Raw genomic sequence first — 23,186 nt, 5'->3', positions numbered from 1 at the left:
ACTCGACTCAACATCAGACCCCCCTGTTGCGCCCCACTGCTTGGGCATGGCGCTTCTATGTCATGCATGAAGGCGGGGACGATACCTCAATCGGTTCTGGTCGCTCATGAAAATGACGTGCCACGGAGATCCCTCGATCAGCGCATCATCAAAACTAACGACGGCATAATCTGACACGCCACTCAGGCGTGCGTTGGCGGCCCTACCTGTCGAGGTCGGATGGGAAAATCACGAGGGTGATGAGAGAATCCGCGCCGTCAGGGAGAAGTACACATGAATAGAGCGACTGACGGGTCCCACCGGATGGCTGGACCCCTTGCCTCTCGCGTTGGGAAGGCGCAGGCTGGGTTCACCTTGCTGGAGCTCCTGGTGGTCATCGTGATCATCGGTTTGCTTGCCGCTTATGTGGGGCCCAAGTATTTCGCTCAGCTGGGCAGGTCAGAGCAGACGGTGGCCCGCTCACAGATCCAGGCCTTCGGCCGCGCCCTCAACACCTACCGCTTGGATGTGGGCGCTTTTCCTTCCACTCAGGAAGGCCTGACGGCACTGGTGGAGCGCCCTGCAGGCGCCACCAGGTGGAATGGCCCCTACATGGAACGCGCCATCCCCCTGGACCCCTGGGGCAACGCCTACCACTACCGAGCTCCCGGAGCGAATGGGCAGGATTTCGAGATCCTGTCCTATGGCAAGGATGGTGTTCAGGGTGGTGAAGGCGAGTCCGCCGACATCGGCAATTGAGCCGTCGTTCCAGCAAGCCAACTCCTACCAGGCCCAATTCGTGAAATTCCGTGCCCGAGCCATGGATGCCAATGGGCGCTTGGCCACCCATTGGGTGGAGGCGACGGATCTGGATTCCGCCAAACTGCAGTTGACCCAGCAAGGCTGGACGACGGTCGATATTCACCCCGAGCGAAATCGATCCTCGCTTTGGGGGGTATCTCGCTCCATCGATCTGGTCCTGTTCTGCCAGGAATTGCATGCCCTGCTGACCGCGGGTCTCAATGTCAGGGAATCCTTGGAATTGCTCCGGCAAAAGAAAGGTACCGGGGCAGGCGATGAGGTATTGGCCACCCTGCTCAAGGCCGTGGAGCAGGGGTATCGTCTGTCTGCAGCCATGGCCCAGCAGTCAGAGATTTTCCCGCCCCTGCTGGTGGGCTTGGTGCGCTCGGCGGAAATGACCAGCGAGCTGCCCCAGGCGCTGGAGCGCTTCATCGACTACGAGGGGCGGCTGACCTCACTGCGGCAGAAGCTGGTCAGTGCAGCCATCTATCCCGTCATCCTCGCTGGGGTGGGCGCCGGGGTGGCCGCGTTCTTGATGGGCTACGTCGTGCCCCGCTTCGCCCAGGTCTACCGCAGTGGGGGCAAGGAACTGCCCTGGGCTTCACGGCTGCTGCTGGACACGGGCACCTTCCTGGGGGACCACCGCTGGCTCGTGCTTGCGGCGACGGTGAGTCTGGTCTTGGCGCTCATGGTCCGCGTTCGTCGGCACCTGCGCGACGGCACTTGGTGGCGCTTGCTCAGCATCCTGCCGGGGGCGGCGCCCAAGCTCGAAGCGCTGGAGATCTCGCGGCTGTACCTCACCCTGGGCATGCTGCTGCAGGGCGGCCTGCCGATTCTCGCGGCCCTGCGGCTCAGCGAGCAAACCTTGAGCCAGGACCGCCGCCAGGCCCTGCAGCGCGTGGCGCAGCGGGTCAGCGAAGGCGAGGCGCTGACCGACAGCCTTCAGCAGGAAGGCCTGACCACCGTCCTGGCGCAGCGCCTGCTCAAAGTCGGAGAGAAGTCCGGCCAACTCGGCGAGATGCTGGTGCGCACGGCCACCTTCTTCGAGGACGAGGCCTCACGCTGGATCGAGCGCTTCTCCAAGGTCTTCGAGCCGGTGCTGATGGCGGCGATCGGTCTGGTGATCGGGGCCATCGTCGTGCTGCTGTACATGCCGATCTTTGAGCTGGCGGGGTCGCTGCAGTGAGTCAGGACACCCGAGATCTACAGCGCTTCCTGCGCGCTCTGACGCGCCAGGACACGCGCGGCACCCTGGCGCAGGTGGCCGAACACCTGAGCCTGGACGAGGCTGCCTGCCTGCCCCGATTGGCCGAGGTCGCCGGGCTGACGCCCGTGCGCTCCGAAGCGCTGCAAGGGCACGAGCTGGACCTGCAGCGGCTTCCGCTGGCCCGGGCGCAGCAGCTCGAATGCCTGCTTCTCCAGCGGCGGGCAGGTGAACCCTGGCAGGACGCGGTGATCGGCGACCCTTTGGCCAGCCACTTGATCACCCAACTCGAAGCCCTGGCACAGGCGCCCCTGCGCTTCCTGCTGGCCACACCGGCCGACATCCGGGCCCGGCTGAAGCAACAAGAGGCGCGCTCCCGGGCGCAGGACAGTCTGCAACTGACCACGGCACCAGGTGAGGACGCGGGTTCGGCAGGATCCGGGCTGCTCTCATCCGAGGTGCTTTCCTTTGAGAGCCTGTCCGCGGCCACGAGCCAGACCGTGCGGCTGGTCAACTCGATGCTCTACGACGCCTTGCGGGCAGGGGCCAGCGACATCCATTTCGAGAGCACCGCACAGGGCCTGGACATCAAGTTCCGCATCGATGGCGTGCTCGAGAGCATGGCGCGCCCGGAGGGCCATGCCACGGCCGACCAGGTCATGACCCGCCTCAAGGTGCTGGCCGAGCTCGACATTGCAGAAAGCCGCGTCCCGCAGGACGGGAGCTTCCGGGTGTCAGCCCAAGGACGGGACATCGACCTGCGGGTGTCCATCATGCCCAGCATCCACGGGGAAGATGCGGTGCTGCGCATCCTGGACAAGCAGGCCCTGGTCGAGGCCCATGGCGCGCTATCACTGACCGCCCTGGGGTTCGACGACATCGCCCTGCGCAGCCTGCGGGACTTGCTGGAGGCACCACACGGCATGGTCCTGGTGACCGGCCCCACGGGCTCGGGCAAGACCACCACGCTGTACGCCGCGCTGACCGAATCGCGCACCGGGCAGGAGAAGGTCATCACCATCGAAGACCCGGTGGAGTACCAGCTGCAAGGCGTGCTGCAGATCCCGGTCAACGAGCGCAAAGGTCTGACCTTTGCCCGTGGGCTGCGCTCCATCCTGCGCCATGACCCGGACAAGATCATGATCGGCGAGATCCGGGACCAGGAGACCGCCGAGATCGCGGTGCAGTCGGCCCTGACAGGTCACCTGGTGTTGAGCACCGTGCACGCCAACAATGTGTTCGACGTCTTCAGCCGTTTCACGCACATGGGGCTGGACCCCTACGCCCTGGCGTCCGCCCTCAATGGCATCTGGGCCCAGCGGCTGTTGAGGGTGAACTGCCCGCGCTGCGCACAAACCCACCATCCGGACGCTGAGGAGCTGGCCAGGCACGGCCTGACTGCCCCCATGGTGGTCGGCGCGAGCTTTGTGCGGGGACGGGGCTGTGGCGATTGCCGCGGCACCGGCTACAAGGGCCGGCAGGCGATTGCCGAGATCCTGCGCCTGGACGACGAACTGCGCGACCTGGTGATCCGCAGGGTCGCCGTCAAGGACATCAAGGAAGCCGCCTACCGCAAAGGCACCCGGAGCCTGCACGACGCTGCCCTGCGGCTGGTGCTGCAGGGCAAGACCACGTTGGAGGAGATGCGGCGTGTCACGATGGCGGCGTGAGTCCGTGGTGATCGGCATCGGCGCATCGTCGCTGGTCTCACTGCCGGCGAGGCCGGTGGGCCCCGAAAACCTTGCCGTGCAGGTGAGGGACTACCGGACCGAGCCTCCTCAGGCCACGGCCCCCCTTGATCTGGCGTCGGCACTCGCGTCTGCCGTGGCCGGGCTGTCGCTGCGCTCCGCAACAGTGGCCCAGGTCGTGGTGGCCGACGGACTGGCCCGGCACTGGGTGGTGGACCCGCCCGCCGGGCTGCAATCCCTGGCCGAGCTGCAGGCGGTGGCCCGGGCGCGCGCAGAGCAGATGTTCGGGCCGATGTTCGGCCCGATGTCCGGCTGGGTCATGGAGGCCGACTGGCAGCTGGGGCGACCGTTTCTGTGCTGCGCATTGCCGGCGTGGTTGATCGACGGGGTGCACATGGGCTTGGGACGGTCCGTTCCCGTGGAGACCGCCTTGAGCACGCTGTTGTCAGGCTTGCGCAGGGCGACCGCTGTCTCCGGTGAGGTGGTCTGGGAAGGGTTCTGGACGCCTGGCCTGTTCACCTGGGTGGCCTGGCAGGCGGGCCGCTTGAGGTGGCTGCACAGCATCCGTCTGACGGAGACACCGCAGGGGGGCGAGCCCTTGCTGACCGACGTGCTGGAGCAAGCCTGCCTGAACCTGCAGGGAGACAGCGTGCGCGCTGGCCTGGATGTCCAAGCGCCAGTGGGGGTGCTGGCCCTGCATCCTGGCCTCGCGCGGCTGCCGGGTTTCCAGAGTTTGGTGCTGGGTGAGAGGACCTGCGTCGTGTCCCAGCCACCGGCCTGGTCTGCCCTGTTCGATGCGCTGAAGTTGACGGCCGCGCCACCTCAACAGGATGCCTGGGTGGCCGCGCTCCTTCCTTTGGCCCAAGTCCAGCGCATGGCTGGCCTCACTGGTGGCGCCAACCTTGCGCAGCCCACGTCAAAGGCACCGACATGAGCCGCATGGGTCCTGTTCGCTTTGGGGAAGCCGCGTGGCGGGTGGCCAGCTTCGGGTATGGCCGCTCCCGCACGGTGCGTTGGGCGTGGGGGCTCGTGAGCCTTTGTGCCCTGTTGTGGCTGCTCCTGCAGTCCTGGCAGCTGGCCGTGTCGCATCGCGAGATCGACGAAGAGAGGCGATCGCTGGCGCAACGCTTTGCCATTCAAGAAGATGAACGGCAAAGCCGCTTGCGTGATCTTCCCAAACCCTCTCTGGAGGAGGCCGGTGCCATGCAGGCGCTGCAGCGCCTGAGGCAGGCACCCTGGCCTGCGGGCCTGGATCTGCTGGCCGAGGAGGACAGCGAGGACATCGGCCTGCTGTCCCTGGAGTTGGATGCGGAGCGCCGCTCGGTGCGCATGCAGGCCGAGGCCCGGAGCTGGCAGGCCCTTCTGGCCTACGGCACGGCGCTGGAAGGCCGCTTGGGGGCGGCCGTCCAGTGGCGCCGCTTCGAAACCAATGAGCAGGACGCTCAGCGTCCCACTCGGGCCCAGTTTGAATGGGGGCTCCCACCGCCGGCGGATATGGCCGCATCGGGGGGAGCGCCATGAACGATGAGAACCGGTTCCGCCTGCCGGTGTCCCTGTCGGCACTTCTGGGGGCAGTTCGGGTCCGTGCCGAACTCTGGGTCTGGCGCCATGGCTGGGTCTCGGTGCTGTGCCTGGGCCTGATCCTGGGCAACCTGCTGCTGGCATGGCCCGGTCAGGCATGGTTGCAGCAGGACGCAAGGGCTCTGGCCGCGCAGCGAGCAAGCTGGGAGCAGGCTGCCGCGGCGGCTTCGTCGCCAGAATTCACCACCGCCGACGCCACGAAGCCGCCCCTGCTTGTCGATGAGGCGATGGCCCTGCAATCCCCGGCGCAGCTGCCAACCAAAGCAGACTTGACCGCAGAGATCGAGCGCTTGCGCGTGCTCGCACAAGCGCAGCAAATCAGCCTGGTCCGCACGGACTTCGCCTACGAGGCCGCAGCCCCCGCCCTGGGGCGGCTGCGGCTGAATGTGCCCCTCAAGGGCCGCTACCCGCCGGTGCGGGCCTGGCTGGTGGCGGCGCAGCGCGAGCTGCCCAACCTCACCGTGGATCGACTGAGCTTCAAGCGCAATGCGGTAGGCGACAGCGATCTCGAGATGACGACACAGCTCTCGCTCTGGTACCGCCGTGACCCGGACGAGTCGTTGGCTCCCATGGCCGGCGCTTCAGCGCCTCTCGTGCAGGGGGCCCGGCCATGAAAGCCACACGGACAACCATGGGGCGTCGGGGGTGGCTCTGGGGCGCTCTCCTGTTGATCCTGCTGGGGCTGAACCTGCGTGAGCACCTCGGGTCAGCCACGTCGACGGACACCCAGGTCGTGAACGCACGCGCGCCGCAAGTGGTTCGTCCCGGCCCAGGCCCAAGGGCGGCAAGCGCAGCGGATGCCACACCTTCGCCTGGACGGTCCATTGCCTCAGCGGCATCTGTTGCGTCCGAGACCGTCCACGCGGCGTCCGACAGGGCCTCCGATGCTGCCTCCTCGCCGGCGTCCTTCAAGGACATCTTCGCGGTACGCAGTTGGCAGCCGCCGCCCCCGAAGGTGGAGCCGGCGCCACCGCCACCACCCACGGCGCCGCCACTGCCCTTCAGCTTCCTGGGCAAGAAGCAACAGGATGGCCACTGGGAGGTCTACCTGGGCACCGGCAGTGGCTTTGTGGTGGCTCGCCAGGGAGAGAAGCTGTTGGACACCTACCAGGTCCTGCGCATTGAGCCTCCGCGCCTGACGCTGCGCTACTTGCCTCTTCAACAGGAACAGTCGCTCGACATCGGCGAATGAGCGCCTTCCGGAACCGACCCATGTCCTTGACCAATCCACTTCCGCTCAAATCTCGCGCCAGGCAAGGGCTGTTTGAGACCCCGATACCGGCAGTCTTGCTGGCCGTGCTGCTGGCCGCCGTGTTGCTGGCCATGGGGGGGTGCGCTGCCGAGCAGGCCTACAGCGAAGGCCAGGCCCTGATGGCCTCAGGCCAGCCTGTGGCAGCACTCGGCAAGCTGGAAGAGGCCAATCGCCTGGAGCCCGGCTCGGCCGAGTACCGTGCCGGGCTGCTGCGCGCCCGCGAGCAGCTGATCCAGCAGGCCCTGAACCGGGCCGACCAGGCGCTCAAGGCCAAGAAGTGGGACGAGGCCGACGGTGCCTACCGTGCGCTGCTGACCCAGTCACAGGCCCAGGACCGCGCGCTGGAAGGGCTGCGCCAGGTTGAACGGCTGCGGGGACGCGATGCGCAGCTGGCCCGCGTGCAGAACGAGATCGATCAAGCCGATTGGGTGGCCGCACGGGCCGATCTGGTGCAGCTGCGTCAGGAATCCCCCCATGACACCGAGTTGGCGCTTCTGGCCCAGCAGATCGATCAGCGCACGGCAGAACAGGAACGCAAGAGCCGTAGCGCGGGCCGATTGGCGGCCGCCTACCGCCAGCCGATCAACCTGGAGTTCCGGGATGCGCCGCTGCAGACGATCTTCGAGGTGATCTCCCGCACGGCCGGGCTCAACTTCCTGTTTGACAAGGAGGTCCGGGTGGATCAGCGCGCTTCGATCTACCTGCGCAACAGCACGGTGGAGGCGGCCGTCAATTGGCTGCTGCTGACCAACCAGCTGGAAGGCCGGGAGCTCGACGCCAACACCATGCTGATCTACCCGGCCATCTCCACCAAGCAGCAGGAATACCAGCCCATGGTGGTCAAGAGCTTCTACCTGGCCAATGCCGATGCCAAGCGGGTGGGCGAGACGCTGCGCACCCTGCTCAAGAGCCGCAACGTCGTGGTCGACGAGAGCCTGAACATGGTGATCCTGCGAGACAGCCCGGAGGCGGTGCGCCTGGCCGAGAAGCTGGTGGCCCTGCATGACGTGCCGGCCCCCGAGGTGATGCTCGATGTGGAGATCCTGGAGGTCAAGCGTGGACGTTTGCTGGACTTGGGGGTTGCCTGGCCCGAGCAGCTCGGCTTCGCGCCGCTGTCCTCCTCGTCCAGCAGCAGCGGCGCCATCACGCTCAACGACCTGCGCAACCTCAACCGCTCCACCATCGGCGTGACCGGGGCCTCGGCCTCGGTCTCCGCCACGGCCCAGGACTCCGACACGAACCTGCTGGCCAACCCGCGCATCCGCGTGCGCAACCGGGAAAAGGCCAAGATCCTGATCGGTGACCGCGTGCCCACCATCACCACCAACGTCACTTCCACCGGGGTCTCGACCGAGTCGATCAACTACCTGGACGTCGGCCTGAAGCTCGACGTGGAGCCCACCATCTACGTGGACAACGAGGTGGCGATCAACATCGGCCTGGAAGTCAGCAGCATCACCAAGCAGCAGCAGACACAGTCGGGCGCGCTCATCTACCAGATCGGGGCCCGCACCGCACAGACCACGCTGCGCCTCAAGGATGGCGAGAACCAGATCCTGGCGGGCCTGATCAACGACGAGGACCGCAAGACGGCGAAGAAGCTCCCCGGGATGGGGGATCTGCCCCTCGTCGGCCGTCTCTTCGGCGAACAGTCCAAAGACCACACCAAGACCGAGATCGTGCTCTCGATCACACCGCACATCCTGCGCAACATCCGGCGCCCTGGGGCACAGGAGCAGGAGTTCGATTCGGGCACCGAGAACCGCCTGCGTCCCTGGCCCAGCAACGCCGGGGCATCGAACGCCGCGGCCGCGAACACACCTGCGGGCCCATCCACAGGCACATCCGCAGGCACATCCTCAGGCATTTCGACGCAGGCAGGCGCTGGGGGCCTGCCACCGGGCGCGGGCGCAGCCCTCGACAAGCCCATCGAGGCCGTCCCTCCCGAACCACCCAAGCTCAGGCTGGTCTGGAGCGGACCGGCCAAGGTCAAGGCCGGAGAAGACTTCAAGGTGCAGCTGAGCCTGGAGGGCGAGCATGTGCCGGCCGAGATGCCCCTGGTGCTGGAGTTCGATCCCTCGGTGCTGCAGCCCTACCTGGTGAGCGCTGCCGATGAATTCAAGGCCCTGGGCAGCGGTGCGGAGCTGACCTCGCGCATCGACGGCAGTGGGCAGGTGTCTCTTCAGGTCAAGTGGCCCAAGGAGGGCTCGGCCCAGGCGGGCCCTCTGGCGGTGCTGTCTCTGCGGGCCCGACAGGCTTCGGCTGTGATGGGCTCTCAGCTGGTGGTGGTCAAGGCGGCACCGGTGGATTCCCAGGGTCAAGCGCTGTCGGTGGCCCGTCCGGCGCCTTTGTCGCTGCAGGTCCAATGAGCACCCCAAAGAGCCAGGGTCAGATCGTGTTCGCAGAGGCCCTGAGTTGCGGCCTACCCGCTGCTCGCCCAAGGGGCTTCACCTTGATCGAAATGCTGGTGACCCTGGCGCTGCTGGCCGCGCTGGCGAGCAGCGTCGTGCCGCTGGCCCAGGTGGCGGTGACGCGCCAGCGAGAGGCCGAACTTCGCCTCAGCCTGCGAGAAATCCGCCAGGCCATTGACGCCTACCGCCTGGCGGTCCAGGATGGACGCATCGTGGTGCGCATGGGGTCCAACGGCTACCCCACCACGCTGAATGCGCTGGTCGACGGCGCCGAAGATTGGCAGGACGCGCATCACCGCAAGATCTACTTCCTGCGGCGCATTCCTCGCGACCCCTTCTATCCCGGAGACGAGCGCACGCCACCGGATCAGCAATGGGGGCTGCGCAGCTACGAGAGCGAGGCCACCGACCCGCGGGCCGGGGACGATGTGTATGACGTCTACAGCCGCTCCAAGCTCACAGGCCTGAATGGTGTGCCCTATGCGCAGTGGTGAGGACAGTGGTGAGGACAGTGGTGATGCAGCGGCAACCCCATGGTGTGAAGTCATGACGCCCCGCTGTCGGAACTTCTCGCGTGTTCGTGGACCAGGTCGCGGATTCACGCTGATCGAGTTGCTGGTGGTGCTGGCCATCGTTGCGCTGCTGGGCACCTTGGCGCTGCCGCGCTACTACGGCCAGGTGGAGGCAGCCAAGGAGACGGCGCTGCGCGAGAACCTGCGCACCCTGCGCGAGGTGCTGGACAGGTTCTACGGCGACACCGGGCGCTATCCAGAAAGCCTGCAGGAACTGGTTGATCGCCGCTATCTGCGCAGTCTGCCGGTGGACCCCTTGACGGACTCCACTGCGAGCTGGGTCGTGGTTCCCCCACCCGCCGGCTACGCAGGCAAGGTCTATGACATCCGCAGCATCGCAGCCGGGGTCGGCAAGAACGGACAGCCCTATGCCAAGTGGTGAGCGCCCACAAGTCAGGTTCTTGGGGTGCAAGGCGCGGCAGGCGGGCTTCACCTACCTGCTGCTGCTGATCATGCTGGCCATCGTCGGCATCGCATCGGCAGCCTCTGTGACATTGGGCGCTGCCATGTCTCGCCAAGATGCACAGCGCGAGACCCGCGCCATCGAAGAGGACTTCAAGCAGGCGTTGGAAAGCTATCGCTTCAACACCCCGGTGGGACAGCCGGTGATGGGCCCCAATCGCCTGGAGGACCTGCTGGCAGACACCCGGGGCGGTCGCCTTCTTAGGCATTTGAGGCGCATTCCCGCAGATCCCTTGACCGGGAAGACGGATTGGATTGCGGTGATGGGCACCGATGGTGGCATTGAGGCCGTCAAGAGCCGATCCGGTTCCAACGTTGATGCGGTGCCAGGCGAGGTGCGGCACGCCGACGCCTCATCCAGGAAGTTGCAGTCGCGAGGCCAAACGTGAATCTTTACCTATGCGTTTGTGGATGCAAAGCTATCGTGAGGCGATCAGCCTTTGTCCCCTGCAAGAGGGACGCGGCCTGAGCAGCTTGAAATGCCAGCGCTGCTGTGCACTGGCCAAAGAATCGACAGGGAGATTCCAATGAAGGTGGCTCTGCGCCGGTGGCGCGGTTGGGGTGTTTGTCTTCTGCTGGGTTTGCTGGGCTTGCTAAAGGTCGACATGGCTTTGGCACAGTCCTCGCTGTCGACGTTTGAAGAGCAGGGGGAACTCAAGCGCGGTAGCCGCAGCATCACGGTCTTGGGGCCGGATCTGGCAGGCGACAAGATCGATCTCTACACCGGTGCCGTCACCCTGACGCGTACCGACATCGACATTCCGGGCAACAACACGTTGCCAGTGTCTTGGGGTATGCGCTTTGCGCTGGGACCGCGCCTGCACCATTGGGATCCAGAGATTCCCCGCATTTGGGGAACCTATGCCTCAGGTAAGACAGTAGTGTCCCCTACAGGTTGGGTCGGTATCGACGGAAGCAGCACGGCGCGCTGCTCCAAATTCAGCGGCCCTCCGGTCGTAATGCAGAGACAAACCCAGGGCTCAGTCGATCCCGACGAGTACTGGAGCGGACATCACCTCTATGTGCCCGGTCAAGTTGATGAGTTGCTTCTAGGGCGCGGCACGCAGAACACATTTCAGCCTACAACCGGCAGCTATCCCGTCGTTACCAAGTCCCATTGGCAACTGAGTTGCATCACCTTGGCACCAGGGTCTGAAAGTGAAGGATTCATTGCGCTATCGCCTTCCGGTACTCAGTATCGGTTTGACCACTTGGTAAGTCGGGGATATGACGCCATTCAAGGTCTGGAGGGAACGACGCCTCGCCAGGAAATCTGGATCCTACCGAGCAAGGTGACCGATCGCTTTGGCAACACGGTGACCTACACCTACGACGGCACCGATCCCTGGAAGGTCACCAACATCCTGGCCAGCGACGGGCGGGAGTTGCGGTTTATCTACCAGACCGATGGGTCCTACACCGTCACGGCCTATTCAACGACCACCGCACTCCAACGTACCTGGAGTTACAGCGCCGACGGGATGACAGTGACACTGCCAGACCAGACCCAGTGGCAATACAACTTGCAGGCCGCGGCTAACGGAAAACCATACTTCTATCCTGCAGCCGGCTGTGGGTCCAACGACGTGTGGACCAATGGAACGCTGTCCCCCGGGCCCAAGACCAGCACGGTCACGACCCCGTCCGGCGCCACGGTGTCTTTCACCATGGACTGGGTGGCCCATGGGACCTCAGGTCTGGCCTCTTCCGCCTCGTACAACCCTTGTCCGTTGCGGAATGCCACATTGCCATCGCCCACGCCGATATACGGTGCATGGTCGCTCAAGACCAAGACAATCACTGGCCCAGGCATGGGCAGTGGGGCGAGCTGGAACTACAGCTGGAGCGTGCCCGAGGGAACCTGGTACTGCGGAGCCGGTTGCACCGGCACCAAAACCGTGACCGTTACCGACCCCGAAGGCAACGCAACTCGCTACACCTTCAACAACATCTTCGAAAAGGATGGCGAACTCGTCAAACTTGAAGAAGGGGTGAGCGGTTCAACCGCCCTCAGGACAACGGTCAACACCTACTACAGTCCGAACGTCGCCACAGGCGATAGCGGACAGTGGAATGGGCACTTCCTGGGCTGGACCATCCGCGCACTACAGAAGCGTGTGATCACGCAGCAGGACAAGGTTTTTACTTTTGAAGCTTCGACGGCGGACTTTGATGCGGTGGGTCGCCCGACCAAGGTCACGCGCTCGAGCACGCTCACGGCCACGCCCAACACCGTCACCGAGACCACGGCCTACCAGGATCTCAAGGGCCCCTGGGTGATCAACCTGGTGAGCAGCCTCACCGAGTCCACGACCGGTCTCAAGCCCAAGGAGACCACGTACACCACGCTGGGCCTGCCCTATCAGGAATACGCCTTTGGCAAGTTGAAGGCCACGTACACCTACAACACGGACGGCACGCTCAAGACGGTGAAGGACGGACGCGACAACGTCACCACCTTCAGCAACTACAAGCGCGGCCTGCCGCAGAAGATCACCTACGCCGACAACAAGTACCAGCAGGCGGTGGTCAACGACCTGGGCCTGATCACCAGCCTGACCAACGAGGCGCTGACCACCACCAGCTACGACTACGACGCGGCCGGTCGGCTCAAGAGCATCACCTACCCCACGGGCGATGCGGTCACCTACAACAACACCACCCTGGTGTTCGAGCCGGTCACCACGGCCGAGTACGGCCTGCCTGCAGGCCACTGGCGCCAGACGGTCACCACCGGCAACGGGGTGACCAAGAACTACTTCGACGCGCTCTGGCGCAAGCGCGTCACGCTCAGCCAGGACACGGCGGTGGCCAGCACCCTGCGGGCTGCGCTGACCCAATACGACTCGGACGGTCGGGTGACCTTCCAGGGCTACCCGCAGGCCACGGTGCCTTCGATCACCGACACGCCCAAGGGCACGACCACGGTCTATGACCCGCTGGGCCGCGAGACCAGCCGCACCATCGACACCGAGCTGTCGCCGGCGCAGCGCACGGCCACCAATGTCTACCAGAGCGGCTTCACCACCCAGACCAAGGACTTCAACGGCAACGTCTCAACCTCGAGCTTTCAGGCCTACGACAACCCGGACAAGGCGGTGCTGGCCGGCCTGAGCGGCCCTGAGGGCCTGAACCTGAAGATTTACCGCGATGCCTTCGGCGCCACCACGTCGATGGTCAAGAGCGGCACCAGCGGTGGTGCCACCACCAGCGTCACCCGCAGCTACGTCTACGACAGCTACCACCAGCTGTGCAAGACGGTGGAGCCGGAGCTGGGCGCGACGGTGCAGGACTGGGACGCCGCAGGCAACCTGGCCTGGCGCAGCGGAGGGGTCTCGCTCACCAGCACCGGCAGCTGCGACACCGCCAGCGTGGCCGCGGCCCGGAAGATCAGCTACGGCTACGACGCCCGCAACCGCCTGACCAGCACCACCTTCGGTGACGGCAGCCCCGCCATCACCCGCACCTACACCGACGACGGGCTGATCGCCACCCTCTACACCGACCCGACCACGGCAGGTGGCACCAACTACAACAACTGGACTTACGAGTACAACAACCGCCGCCTGCTGACCAAGGAAACCCTCAACATCGGCACCTCGGCGTTTCCTCTGACCTGGGGCTATGACGCCAACGGCAATGTCTCGGCCCTGACCTACCCCGATGGGGCGCTGGTCAACTTCAGCCCCAATGCGCTGGGCGAGCCCACCGCGGCCAATGCCCGCGTCTCTGGCGCCACTTACTGGCCCAACGGCGCAGTCAAGAGCTACACCCTGGGCAATGGCATCACCCACACCGTGAGCCAGAACGTGCGCGGCCTGCCCAGCCAGATCACCGACGGCAGCGTGCTCAGCGACCAGTACAGCTACGACGCCAACGGCAACGTGCTGGGCATCACCGATCTGATCGACGGCTCGTCCACGCGCACCATGCAGTACGACGGGCTGAACCGCCTGAAGACCGCCAATGGCATCTGGGGCAGTGGCAGCTACACCTATGACGTGCAGGACAACATCCGCAGCAGCACGGTGGGCTCGCGGGTGCTCACCCACAGCTACGATGCCGCCACCAACCGGCTCACCACCGTCGCCGGCACCGGGGCCAGCCTGGCCTACGACTATGACGCCAACGGCAACATCAGCAGCCGCAGCAGCAACGGCACGCCTCAGGCCCTGGTGTTCGACCTGGGCAATCGGCTCAAGCAGACCACCGGCGTCGCCAGCTACACCTACGATGGCAACGGTCGCCGCGTCTCGGCCTGGAACAACGCGGACAGCACCACGCAGCAGTACGTCTACGACCACACCGGGGTGCTGAGATTCCAGCGCAACTGGGCCAGTGGCACCAAGAAGGACACCAAGTACCTGTACCTGGGCAACCGGCTTGTGACGGAGGTCAACTCCGCTGGGACCTACACCCACGAGGACGCGCTGGGCAGCCCGGTGGCCCGCACCAACGACTCCGCCGCGCTCATCAGCAAGACCCGCTACGAGCCCTACGGCAATGTGGCTTCGGGCTTTGTACCGACCAAGCCCGACAACATCGGCTTCACCGGCCACGTCTTCGACAGCAACACCGGCCTGGTGCAGATGCAGCAGCGCTACTATGACCCCATCGCAGGCAGGTTCCTCAGTGTTGATCCGTTGATGAGCGATGCGAATACGGGGAAATCATTCGGGCGCTACAACTACGCCAATAATAGTCCTTACAAGTTCGTTGACCCAGACGGCAAGGACAGCATTATCGTGCAAGTTGGCGGCAGTGCTGTATTTGGGGTGGGTGTCGAAGGCAGCTTGGGTGTGTACGTAACTGGATTCCCGGAACCTGATATTGGCGTTTTTGCGTCAGGCGGGTACGGGTACGGCATTAGTGTTGGTCTATCAGAGCAGATCGGGCTCGTGCCAGGACCGACATCCAATATCAGCGGCGACACAAAAAACACAAATGTATCGACTGCTTTCTTGAGCGGTACGGTAATGAGGGACCCGAAGACTGGGAAAGTAGTAGGGGGCACCGCCGGGCCTGCGGCCAAGCTGGGCGCTTCTCAAACAAACTCTACGACCGGAACGGCCGGCCTCCGGGGTCTGTTGGGAAAAATATTTGAAATAATATTTAAGCCAACTAATGGCGACAACAACAAGAAACCAGAAGAGCCGAAGAAGCCCAAGAGTGAAAATGGAAATTAATTGACTCTAAGAGTGATTGGTAGAAAGTTGCAAAATTAAGGCCGGGGGTTTATCAATGTCAGTTAGATCAAGATTTAATGTTATTCTCATTTCTTTTCTCATCGTTGCCATTGGCTTGATAGTGGCGCTACTTGAATCACAGAGTCAAGTGGTTGAATATTTATTTTATGGGTGGTTGCTTATAGGAAGCATCTGGCTGGCATCTATAAAGTGCCCGAACTGCGGAGCGCGAGTTGTATTTAAGGGGCGCGTTGGCGGGGTGGGTATATACGCTGGGTTTGCTGGTTCGCGATGCAGTGCCTGCGGGCACGATCTAACACGGGCCGAGCCGAGGAACCGCGGGGCATGAGAAGGATGTATCTGTCAGGTACCGGGTGATTGATCACCCGCCTGGCGAATAGATCTTGATGCGTGGTCTGCCATTTTCTGGGCGCCTGAACAGGTGTACTCAAGTCCAGCGCGCGCTGGGCCAGGTGTTCGTTGTAGTGACCAGCGCCCCTGACACAACCCAATGCATATCAGTCACCCTCGAATTTGAGGATGCCCCCTCGGAGCGAAGAAGATGAGACTGGATGGATTCCTCACCAGCCCATCACAGACCAAGGCACATGCCCGTCCGGCGCATCCCCAAGAACCACATCCACGTTACTGGGCGCCATGCCTCGGCCAAGGCGCAGGGACATGCCGACTTCGAGTCGCCCCTGGAATGGGAATACCTGATCCTGCTGGATTTCGATCCCCGGGTTGAGCGGTACGAGGTCCAGCCGGTCCGGGTGCCGGTTTCCGGTGTCCCTCGCGGCTATGTGCCCGATGTCTTGGTCCACTTCTGCCCGGACGCTTCGGGGCACGTTGCCCCCAGCGAACTCACAGAGATCAAGACCGCAGAGGATTACCGGGCGAACGAGGCGCTCTACGCCCCCAAGTTCGCCGCTGCAGAGCAATTCGCCAACGAGCGCGGCTGGCGGTTTGTGCGCAAGTCCGACAAGGACATCCGCACAGCCCGCCTGCAGAACATCAAGTTCCTGCGCAGCTTTCTGCACCACTCACCGCTGCCCCACCTGGTCGAGCAGGTATTTCTGGCGCTCGGCGCTTCCAGGGGCCGCCGCAGTTCCAGCCAGACCCTGGCCGCAGCCTGTGCCACGGACCAGGAGCGCGCAGAACTGTTGCCCGTGATCTGGCATCTGCTGGCCACCGGGCAGTTGGACACCCACTGGGACAGCCCGTTTGGCGCGGATGTGGCGCTGTGGCGCCCCGCAGAGGCCCCATGAGCCCGTCTCAGCCCAAGACCCAAGCACCGGTGCTCTATGTGGCCAAGGGCGCGACGGTCACCCACATGGGCCGCGAGTACCAGGTCCTTCGCGTGGTCGACCTCAACCAGGTCCTGGCCCGCGAGCCCTCGTCGAACGAAAAGGTCCTGCTCCAGATCGGCACCCTTGAAGCACCGGCGCGCCTGACCCCGACCAGGGCCACCGACACCGAGCGCGACCTGGAAGCCGTGTCCCAGGAAGAATGGGAGATCGCCGAGAACCGGTTGACCCTGCTGGAGCCACTGCTCAGTCCGAGACGCGACCGGTCTCGCGAGGACTACCGGCGGGTGGGGGAAGAGGCCGGCGTCAGCGTGGCCACCATCTACCGCTGGGTGGCCGACTACCGAGCCACCGAGGCGCTGTCCGTGCTGCTGCCCATCCGGCGCTCAGGCGGCCGCGGCAAGAGCCGCCTGAGCCCCGAAGTCCTGCTGATCCTCCAGGAGTACATCAAGGACAAGTTCCTCACGCTGCAAAAGCCCACGCCTGCCGCTGCCGCCCGCGAGATCCGGCGCCTGTGTTCGAACGCCAAGATCGAACCACTGCCTGCGGCCACGACCATCTATCGCCATCTGGACTGGATCTCCGAGCAGGTCAAGCTCAAGCGCCGCGAAGGCGTCAAGGTTGCACGCGAGAAGTACGCTGTTCACAAGAACCCCGTGCCAAACGCAGAGTGGCCCCTGGCCCACGTGCAGATGGACCACACACTGCTGCCCGTCATGATCGTCGACGACGAGCACCGCCTGCCCATCGCCCGGTCCTGGATCACGCTGGCCATCGACTCCTTCAGCCGCGTGTGCCTGGGCCTGTACCTGTCGCTGGACAGCCCCTCGGCCATGTCGGCCGGCATGTGCGTCTCCCACGCCATCATGCCCAAGGAGAGCTGGATGTCACGCCTGGGGTGCGGCGACATCGAGTGGCCGTTCTATGGCGTGATGGACATCCTGCAGATGGACAACGCCCGGGAGTTCCGGGGCAACATGCTGCGCGTGGCCGCCAAGGAGTACCACATCGACCTGCACCTGCGGCCCGTCAAGGTTCCGCACTATGGCGCCTATGCGCATTCCACTGATGGCGGACAGTGATTCCATTCCCATCGCGGACAGCGTTCCAGGCGATGGCGGACACGTTGCGCGGGTGTCCTGAGTGACGCTCAAATCGTAGCCGAAGTGTCCGCCATCAGCGTGGAATGGCGGTCGGCGCGGCCGGCTCAGACGGCCTTTGCCAGCTTTCTCATCGACTCGCCCTTGAGGGCTATCTTGTGCGAGCCGTGCACGATGCGGTCCAGGATGGCGTCGGCCAGCGTGGGCTCGTCCAGCCAGGCGTGCCAGGCCGTCACCGGCAACTGGCTGGTGATGAGCGTCGAGCGCGCACCCACCCGGTCGTCGAGCAACTCCAGCAGGTCGTTTCGCTCGTGCGCGGCAATCGGCGCGATGCCGAAGTCGTCCAGGATGAGCAGGTCCAGCCGCGCCAGTTGCGCCAGCCGTTTGCCCAGGCTGCCATCGCCGTGGGCCACGTGCAACTCCTGCAGCAGCCGTGGCGCGCGGGTGTAGAGCACCGAGAAGCCCAGACGCGCGGCCTGCTGCCCCAGTGCGCAGGCAAGCCACGTCTTGCCGCACCCGGTGGCGCCGGTCAGCAGCACGTTGTGGCCATGGCGCAGCCAGTCGCCGCCGGCCAGGCTGGTGATGACCTCCCGGCCCAGGCCCCGGCTGGCGCGCCAGTCGATGTCCTCCAGGCAGGCACTGGAGACCTTCAGGCGGGCCGCCTTGAGCAGGCGCTCCAGGCGTTTGCTGTCACGCCAGTCCACCTCGCGCTGCACCAGCAGCGCCAGACGTTGTTCAAAGGGCAGTTCGCTGGCTGTGATGTGGGTGGCCGCGTCGCTGAGGGCGGCCACCATGCCGTCCAGGCGCAGGGCGCGCAGTTGGTTCAAGGTCTGTTCGTTGAGCATGGTTCTTCCTTGTTGGGTTTGCTTGCGCGTTGGAGCTCAGTGGTAGTAGTCCGGCCCGCGCACGTTCTCGTGCAGCGGCAGGCTCGCCTGTGCGGCCATCGGCGCATCCAGCGGCCGCTGGTCCAGGCCGCAGCCCAGGATGGAGGCGATGCTCTTGTAGGACGGTGAGCGAATCGACTGCGCCCGCGCACAGGCGGCCTCCAGCCGGTCAGCCCCGTACTCACGGCCCAGGCGCATGAGGCCCAGACAGGAGCGGTAACCCTGCTCGGGATGCTGGCGGTGCTCCATCTGCCAGCGCACCACGGCGGCGGTGGCCGCACCCACGCGCTCGCCCCAGGCGATGAGCTTGGCCGGCGTCCACTGCAGGTGCGCCCGGTGCGAGGCCGGCATGTGCTCAGGTGTGGTGGTGTGTGCACCCCGGCGGGGATTGAGGGCGTGGGCGGCCACCCGTTTGCCGCCATGCAGGACTTCGACCGTGCCGGCCGTGATGCGCAACTCCACCGGCTCGCCCACCAGGGCGTGGGGCACCGAGTAGTAGTGGCCATCGAGCTCGACGTGGTAATCGATGTTGACGCGGGCGGGTTTGAAGCGCGCGATGGGCATGCGCACCGCCGGCAGGGGGCGCAGGGCCGGCCGGTCAAGCTCGGCGAAGGCACTGGCGCGGTTGCCCGGCAGCTTCTTGAACGCGCGCTGGTTCAAGTCCACCAGCAAGGCGGCAATCGCCCGGTTGAGCTCGGCCAGGCTGAAGAAGGTCTGGTGGCGCAGCCGGGCCAGAATCCAGCGCTCGACCACCTGCACGGCGACCTCCACCTTGGGTTTGTCGCGTGGCTTGGCCGGGCGCGCGGGCATCACGGCCAGGCTGTAGTGCGCACAGAGTTCTTCGAGCAGGCGGTGCGCGGTGGGCTCGTAGCGGTCGGGGCGGGCCATGAGGGCGCGCGGCTGGTCGGGCACCAGCAGGCGGGGCACGCCGCCGATGAACTCCAGCGTGGCAATGATGCTGGCCACCCAGTCAGCGGCCTTCTGGCTGGCAGTGGCGCAGGCGTAGGTGTAGTTCGATGCGCCCAGCACTGCCACGAAGACCTGGGCCGGGCGTATCTCGCCGGTGCTGGCGTCCACGACGGGCACGGTCTGGCCGGCGTAGTCCACGAAGAGCTTGTCACCGCCCGAGTGGGTCTGGCGCATGGAGCGCTGCAGGCGCCGGGCCCAAGCCTTGTACTTCTCGCAGAAGGCGCTGTACTTGTACGCCTGACCGCTGTGCTGTTGCTGGTATTCCTCCCACAGCAGCTGCAGCGTCACGCCAGGTCGGCGCAGTTCGCGGTGGATGTGGGCGTGGTCGGGTTCGAGGTGCCGGGACTCGCGCGCCACGGGTGGCTTGTAAAGCCGGGCCTGGAGTTCGTCGTCGTTCAGGCTCTGGGCCGTAGCCCAGTCCACGCCGGCCACGCGCGCGTAGCTGGCTATCTCGCTGACAGTGGATTTGGAGATGCCGAGGGCGGCACCGATTTGACGGGTGCTCAAGGCCCCGCGGTGCAGCAGTTGCAGTGTGTGTCGTAGTTTGCTCATGGTGACCCTGGGTGTGGGCATCGCTGGCTCCGGTCAAAAAAACCGGGCAGCGTATGCCGCGTTCGGGTCACTCAGAACACCCCGCAGGTGTCCGCCATCAGTTTGGAATGCTGTCCGCCTTCAGCGTGGAACACTGTCCGCCATCATGGTGGAACACTGTCCGCCATCAGCGTGGAATCGTGTCCGCCATCGCGTGGAATACGCAGCGCCTACATCGAGCGGCTGATGGGCACGGTCTCCGAGGGCTTGAAGACCATGGCGGGCGCCACCTTCTCCGATCCCAAACAAAAGGGCATCTACGACGCCGAAGGCAATGCCTGTCTCACGATCGACGAGCTGGAGCAGTGGCTGGTCCTCTTCTTCTCCCGCTACCACCGGGACATCCACACCGGCATCGGCACCACGCCGCTGGCCAAGTGGCGAGAGGGCATCCTGGGCACGAAAGCCCAACCCGGTCGCGGCCTGCCCGCGCGCCGGTCCGACACGGAGAAGCTGCGCATCGACTTCATGCCTTTCGAGGAGCGGACCGTGCAGGATTACGGGGTCGTGCTCGATGGCCTGCACTACTTCCACGATGTGCTGCGCCCCTGGATGAACACCCAGGATCCCGAGGAGCCCAAGCTCAAGCGCAAGTTCAGGTTCCGCTACGACCCGCGGGACATCAGCGTGCTGTACTTCTTTGATCCGAACGCGGGGCGGTATTTCGCCATTCCCTACCGGGACACCTCACTGCCGCCAGTGAGCATGTGGGAATTCCGGGCGGCCAGGAAGCAGGCGGCAGACCTGGGCATGACCCACTACGACGAGCGCGCGCTGTTCGAGTTGATCAACCGCCAGCGCGCCATCGAGGAGGACTCGGCAGTCAAGACCAAGGCGGCCCGCACGGCCCGGCAAAAACGCGTCCAACACGCCAAGGCGCGCAAGGCCACCAAGACCGACCTGCCCACCGTTTCAGGCGTGGTCCCCACGCAGGCACCGCCCGTGCTGAACGGCTATGACCCGGCCAAGATCCGGCCGCTGGACGACGATGAGTAAGGCTGCCCCGGATCTCGCGCACCTGTCGGCCGCCACGCGCGAGCAGCTCTTGCTGTCCGACGCCGAGCGCATCCACATCATCGCGGCAGGCGCCTGGTTGCCCCTGCGCCATGCCAAGACCGCGCTGACCAAGTTCGAGGAGCTTCTGACTCACCCCAAGGTCACCCGCATGCCGTGCTATCTGCTGGTGGGGCCTTCCTACAGCGGCAAGACCTCCATCCTGGAGCGCTTCCTGGACCTGCATCCTCCTGACCTGAGCCCGGACCAGGAGACCACGCAGTGCCCGGTGGTCATGGTGGACGCCCCGCCCCAGCCGGACCTGTCGGAGTTCTACGCAGGCATCCTCGATGCCCTGATGGCCCCATACAAGCCCACCTCGCCGAAGCACGAGAAGCTTTCTCAGGTCAAACGGCTGTTTCGTGAACTGGGCGTCAAGATCCTGATCATCGACGAGATCCATCACCTGATCGCCGGCAGCCTGAATCGCCAGCGGGAGTTCCGCAACGCGCTCAAGAGCCTGAGCAACATGACCAAGGTCTCCATCGTCGCCTCGGGCATCGAGGAGGCCTACAACGCCTTCGCGGCGGACTCGCAGATGTCCAGCCGCTTCGTGCCCATCGAGATGCCGCGCTGGTCGGCCAACGGGGACCTGGGCGAGGTGCTGATGACGCTGGAGCGGCGCATGCCCCTGAGAAAGCCCTCCGGCCTGCACATGCCGGGCCTCATGATGGCCATCCTGGCCCGCAGCGAGGGCACGCTGGGCGACATTTGCGACCTGATCAAGGCCGCGGCCATCGAAGCCATCCGCAATGGCACCGAGCAAATCAGCGAGCAAGGCCTGAGCCGGCTCGACTGGGTTCCGCCCTCCAAGAGAAAGATGTACCGACGCGCGCCATGAGCAAGGCAGCCACTCCCTGGCTGCCGCTTTGGCCGGTGCGCTACAAGCCACTGGCCGACGAGCTTCTATCGTCCTGGCTCATTCGCCTGTCCCATGGCATGGGCCTCAAGGTGCAGACGTTCTGCAACCTGGAATTCGGCAACCAGCGACAGGTCTGGAACAGGGATATCGACCGGTTCGGGCCCTCCTGGCTGATCGAGCGGCTGAGCCAGCGCACGGGCACCCCACTGGAGGTGGCACACAGGACCTCTCTGCGGGCCTACGACGGCATCCTCTATCGGCGCTTCAAGTCCAACGGCGTGCTGCCCTGGGTGCTGCGGCTGAAGATGTACCACCGCACCTGGCTGGGGCACGGACTGATGTTCTGCCCGGGTTGCCTGGCCGAAGACAAGGAACCCTACTTCCGCCGACGCTGGCGCCTGGCCTTGAACACGGTGTGCTCGCGGCACCGCTGCATGCTGCTGGACTGTTGCCCGGTATGCCAGGCCGGTGTGGGTTTCACGCGCACGGATCTGGGTCAGCCCGGACAGGAAGACTTCATGGGGCAGAACGTGTGCCACGCCTGCGGATTCGATCTGCGCCAGGCGGTGGCGCCTCCCCCTGGCTGTCTGGATGAAGAGGCCGCAGCTTGGCTCAACCAACTCTGGACCGAGTTCGAGGCAGGTGACTTCGTGCCGGACCTGATCGAACAGCTCACCGTCTTCCACATGATCTGTTCGCTGCTGACCCGCCGCAATCGGGCCCTGCATCTCGCGGAGTACCTAGGCGACAGGCTGGGGGTGGAGCATCCGCTCACCCTGCAGTCTTGGACCCCGCTGGAGACCCGATCCGTCGATGAGCGACATCAACTGCTGCAGATGGCTGCTTGGTTGATGGTGGATCTGCCGGGGCGTCTTGGAGAAGCCCGGCGGGCCCATGCGATTCGCTTCAACCACCTGCTGAGGGACTTTGATGAGGTGCCTGAGGGCTACCGGAGGATTGCGCTTTCTTTGCAAGGAGGAAAAGCCCCCGCGGGAGAAGGCTTTGGTGCGGAACATGGCCGCGAGGAACACCAGGACCACGACAGACTGACCTGAGTCATTTGCATTCGGCGGCTAGAGCGACAACTTCGGCCATGACCAGTTCGTCGATCGATGATGGAGAGGGGCTAACGGCGAGCAGGTACGGTCGCAGGTCGTGTCTGACTTTCGACGTACTTCACAGAGTTGCCCAGGCATCGCCGGCGAGCCGCACTGTCTCTGCGCTCTTGAGCAAAGTGCACGGCTCCCCATGCCGATCTCTCGGTACGCGATGTGCGGCGGCGTA

19 protein-coding genes are annotated in these 23,186 nt (G+C 64.8%); 17 read left to right on the top strand and 2 right to left on the bottom strand.

What is annotated here, in order from left to right; all coding sequences use genetic code 11:
• The first annotated feature begins 303 nt into the window (after positions 1-303).
• The 14 genes from gspG (at position 304) to LRM40_RS02540 (ending at position 17,525) form a co-directional block, all read left to right on the top strand.
• On the top strand, positions 304-738 hold the full coding sequence (gene gspG / locus LRM40_RS02605; RefSeq protein ID WP_151125809.1) for a type II secretion system major pseudopilin GspG: 435 nt from the start codon (positions 304-306) through the stop codon (positions 736-738).
• A gap of 40 nt (positions 739-778) precedes the next feature.
• Positions 779-1,966 carry a type II secretion system F family protein gene (locus LRM40_RS02600; RefSeq protein ID WP_170288981.1) on the top strand — a complete coding sequence of 396 codons (1,188 nt, stop codon included), beginning with the start codon at positions 779-781 and terminating at the stop codon, positions 1,964-1,966.
• Positions 1,963-3,654, top strand: a complete 1,692-nt coding sequence (locus LRM40_RS02595) for a GspE/PulE family protein (protein WP_151125811.1) — start codon at positions 1,963-1,965, stop codon at positions 3,652-3,654. The genes LRM40_RS02600 and LRM40_RS02595 overlap by 4 nt, the downstream gene beginning before the upstream one ends.
• 4 nt (positions 3,655-3,658) lie before the next feature.
• Complete coding sequence (locus tag LRM40_RS02590; RefSeq protein WP_151125812.1) at positions 3,659-4,606, top strand: hypothetical protein; 948 nt, start codon at positions 3,659-3,661, stop codon at positions 4,604-4,606.
• Complete coding sequence (locus tag LRM40_RS02585; RefSeq protein WP_151125813.1) at positions 4,603-5,193, top strand: hypothetical protein; 591 nt, start codon at positions 4,603-4,605, stop codon at positions 5,191-5,193. Before LRM40_RS02590 ends, LRM40_RS02585 begins: the two co-directional genes overlap by 4 nt.
• Positions 5,190-5,867, top strand: a complete 678-nt coding sequence (locus LRM40_RS02580) for a GspMb/PilO family protein (protein WP_170288982.1) — start codon at positions 5,190-5,192, stop codon at positions 5,865-5,867. Before LRM40_RS02585 ends, LRM40_RS02580 begins: the two co-directional genes overlap by 4 nt.
• A 341-nt stretch (positions 5,868-6,208) precedes the next feature.
• Positions 6,209-6,445, top strand: a complete 237-nt coding sequence (locus LRM40_RS02575) for a hypothetical protein (RefSeq protein ID WP_151125815.1) — start codon at positions 6,209-6,211, stop codon at positions 6,443-6,445.
• Between the two features lie 104 nt (positions 6,446-6,549).
• The gene (locus LRM40_RS02570) at positions 6,550-8,874 is read left to right on the top strand and encodes a secretin GspD/PilQ domain-containing protein (protein ID WP_231067813.1); all 2,325 of its coding nucleotides are present in this window, start codon (positions 6,550-6,552) and stop codon (positions 8,872-8,874) included.
• Positions 8,871-9,410 carry a type II secretion system protein gene (locus LRM40_RS02565; protein ID WP_151125817.1) on the top strand — a complete coding sequence of 180 codons (540 nt, stop codon included), beginning with the start codon at positions 8,871-8,873 and terminating at the stop codon, positions 9,408-9,410. Before LRM40_RS02570 ends, LRM40_RS02565 begins: the two co-directional genes overlap by 4 nt.
• A 52-nt stretch (positions 9,411-9,462) precedes the next feature.
• On the top strand, positions 9,463-9,870 hold the full coding sequence (locus tag LRM40_RS02560) for a type II secretion system protein (RefSeq protein WP_151125818.1): 408 nt from the start codon (positions 9,463-9,465) through the stop codon (positions 9,868-9,870).
• A 19-nt stretch (positions 9,871-9,889) separates the two neighbouring features.
• Positions 9,890-10,339, top strand: a complete 450-nt coding sequence (locus tag LRM40_RS02555) for a type II secretion system protein (protein ID WP_151125819.1) — start codon at positions 9,890-9,892, stop codon at positions 10,337-10,339.
• Between the two features lie 90 nt (positions 10,340-10,429).
• On the top strand, positions 10,430-15,136 hold the full coding sequence (locus tag LRM40_RS02550) for an RHS repeat domain-containing protein (RefSeq protein WP_231067685.1): 4,707 nt from the start codon (positions 10,430-10,432) through the stop codon (positions 15,134-15,136).
• A 608-nt stretch (positions 15,137-15,744) separates the two neighbouring features.
• A complete protein-coding gene (locus LRM40_RS02545; RefSeq protein ID WP_170289004.1) occupies positions 15,745-16,404 on the top strand; it encodes a TnsA endonuclease N-terminal domain-containing protein in 660 nt (219 codons plus the stop codon).
• Positions 16,401-17,525: a TnsB C-terminal domain-containing protein gene (locus LRM40_RS02540; protein ID WP_151126039.1), complete on the top strand. Its 1,125-nt coding sequence runs from the start codon at positions 16,401-16,403 to the stop codon at positions 17,523-17,525. The genes LRM40_RS02545 and LRM40_RS02540 overlap by 4 nt, the downstream gene beginning before the upstream one ends.
• A 125-nt stretch (positions 17,526-17,650) precedes the next feature.
• Here LRM40_RS02540 and istB read toward each other — a convergent pair whose 3' ends face one another.
• Together istB and istA are read right to left on the bottom strand one after the other, a co-directional pair.
• On the bottom strand, positions 17,651-18,388 hold the full coding sequence (gene istB, locus LRM40_RS02535) for an IS21-like element helper ATPase IstB (RefSeq protein ID WP_151126053.1): 738 nt from the start codon (positions 18,386-18,388) through the stop codon (positions 17,651-17,653).
• Positions 18,389-18,424: 36 nt separating this feature from the next.
• Positions 18,425-19,969 (bottom strand): IS21 family transposase, encoded by a 1,545-nt coding sequence (istA, locus tag LRM40_RS02530; protein WP_151126052.1) that lies wholly within the window; start codon positions 19,967-19,969, stop codon positions 18,425-18,427.
• A gap of 204 nt (positions 19,970-20,173) precedes the next feature.
• Here istA and LRM40_RS02525 point away from each other — a divergent pair, with 204 nt between their 5' ends.
• From LRM40_RS02525 to LRM40_RS02515, 3 genes are read left to right on the top strand one after another with little or no spacing between them, the layout of a single operon-like run.
• Positions 20,174-20,983 carry a Mu transposase C-terminal domain-containing protein gene (locus LRM40_RS02525; RefSeq protein ID WP_231067684.1) on the top strand — a complete coding sequence of 270 codons (810 nt, stop codon included), beginning with the start codon at positions 20,174-20,176 and terminating at the stop codon, positions 20,981-20,983.
• Positions 20,976-21,881, top strand: coding sequence for a TniB family NTP-binding protein (locus tag LRM40_RS02520; protein WP_151123738.1), 906 nt, complete (start codon positions 20,976-20,978; stop codon positions 21,879-21,881). The genes LRM40_RS02525 and LRM40_RS02520 overlap by 8 nt, the downstream gene beginning before the upstream one ends.
• Positions 21,878-22,957, top strand: coding sequence for a TniQ family protein (locus LRM40_RS02515; protein WP_151123739.1), 1,080 nt, complete (start codon positions 21,878-21,880; stop codon positions 22,955-22,957). Before LRM40_RS02520 ends, LRM40_RS02515 begins: the two co-directional genes overlap by 4 nt.
• Positions 22,958-23,186 lie beyond the last annotated feature (229 nt).

Source organism: Ideonella dechloratans (genome assembly GCF_021049305.1).
GTDB lineage: Bacteria > Pseudomonadota > Gammaproteobacteria > Burkholderiales > Burkholderiaceae_C > Ideonella > Ideonella dechloratans.
The sequence above is the reverse complement of the archived record's forward strand: the minus strand, read 5'-3'. Positions and strand labels throughout refer to the sequence as shown.

Coding starts and splice junctions, on each gene's coding strand:
- istB (WP_151126053.1), bottom strand. CDS start 18,388: ATGCTCAACGAACAGACCTTGAACCAACTGCGCGCCCTGCGCCTGGAC.
- LRM40_RS02520 (WP_151123738.1), top strand. CDS start 20,976: ATGAGTAAGGCTGCCCCGGATCTCGCGCACCTGTCGGCCGCCACGCGC.
- LRM40_RS02580 (WP_170288982.1), top strand. CDS start 5,190: ATGAACGATGAGAACCGGTTCCGCCTGCCGGTGTCCCTGTCGGCACTT.
- LRM40_RS02585 (WP_151125813.1), top strand. CDS start 4,603: ATGAGCCGCATGGGTCCTGTTCGCTTTGGGGAAGCCGCGTGGCGGGTG.
- LRM40_RS02550 (WP_231067685.1), top strand. CDS start 10,430: ATGCCAGCGCTGCTGTGCACTGGCCAAAGAATCGACAGGGAGATTCCA.
- istA (WP_151126052.1), bottom strand. CDS start 19,969: ATGCCCACACCCAGGGTCACCATGAGCAAACTACGACACACACTGCAA.
- LRM40_RS02525 (WP_231067684.1), top strand. CDS start 20,174: ATGGGCACGGTCTCCGAGGGCTTGAAGACCATGGCGGGCGCCACCTTC.
- LRM40_RS02565 (WP_151125817.1), top strand. CDS start 8,871: ATGAGCACCCCAAAGAGCCAGGGTCAGATCGTGTTCGCAGAGGCCCTG.
- LRM40_RS02545 (WP_170289004.1), top strand. CDS start 15,745: ATGCCCGTCCGGCGCATCCCCAAGAACCACATCCACGTTACTGGGCGC.
- LRM40_RS02560 (WP_151125818.1), top strand. CDS start 9,463: ATGACGCCCCGCTGTCGGAACTTCTCGCGTGTTCGTGGACCAGGTCGC.
- LRM40_RS02515 (WP_151123739.1), top strand. CDS start 21,878: ATGAGCAAGGCAGCCACTCCCTGGCTGCCGCTTTGGCCGGTGCGCTAC.
- LRM40_RS02540 (WP_151126039.1), top strand. CDS start 16,401: ATGAGCCCGTCTCAGCCCAAGACCCAAGCACCGGTGCTCTATGTGGCC.
- gspG (WP_151125809.1), top strand. CDS start 304: ATGGCTGGACCCCTTGCCTCTCGCGTTGGGAAGGCGCAGGCTGGGTTC.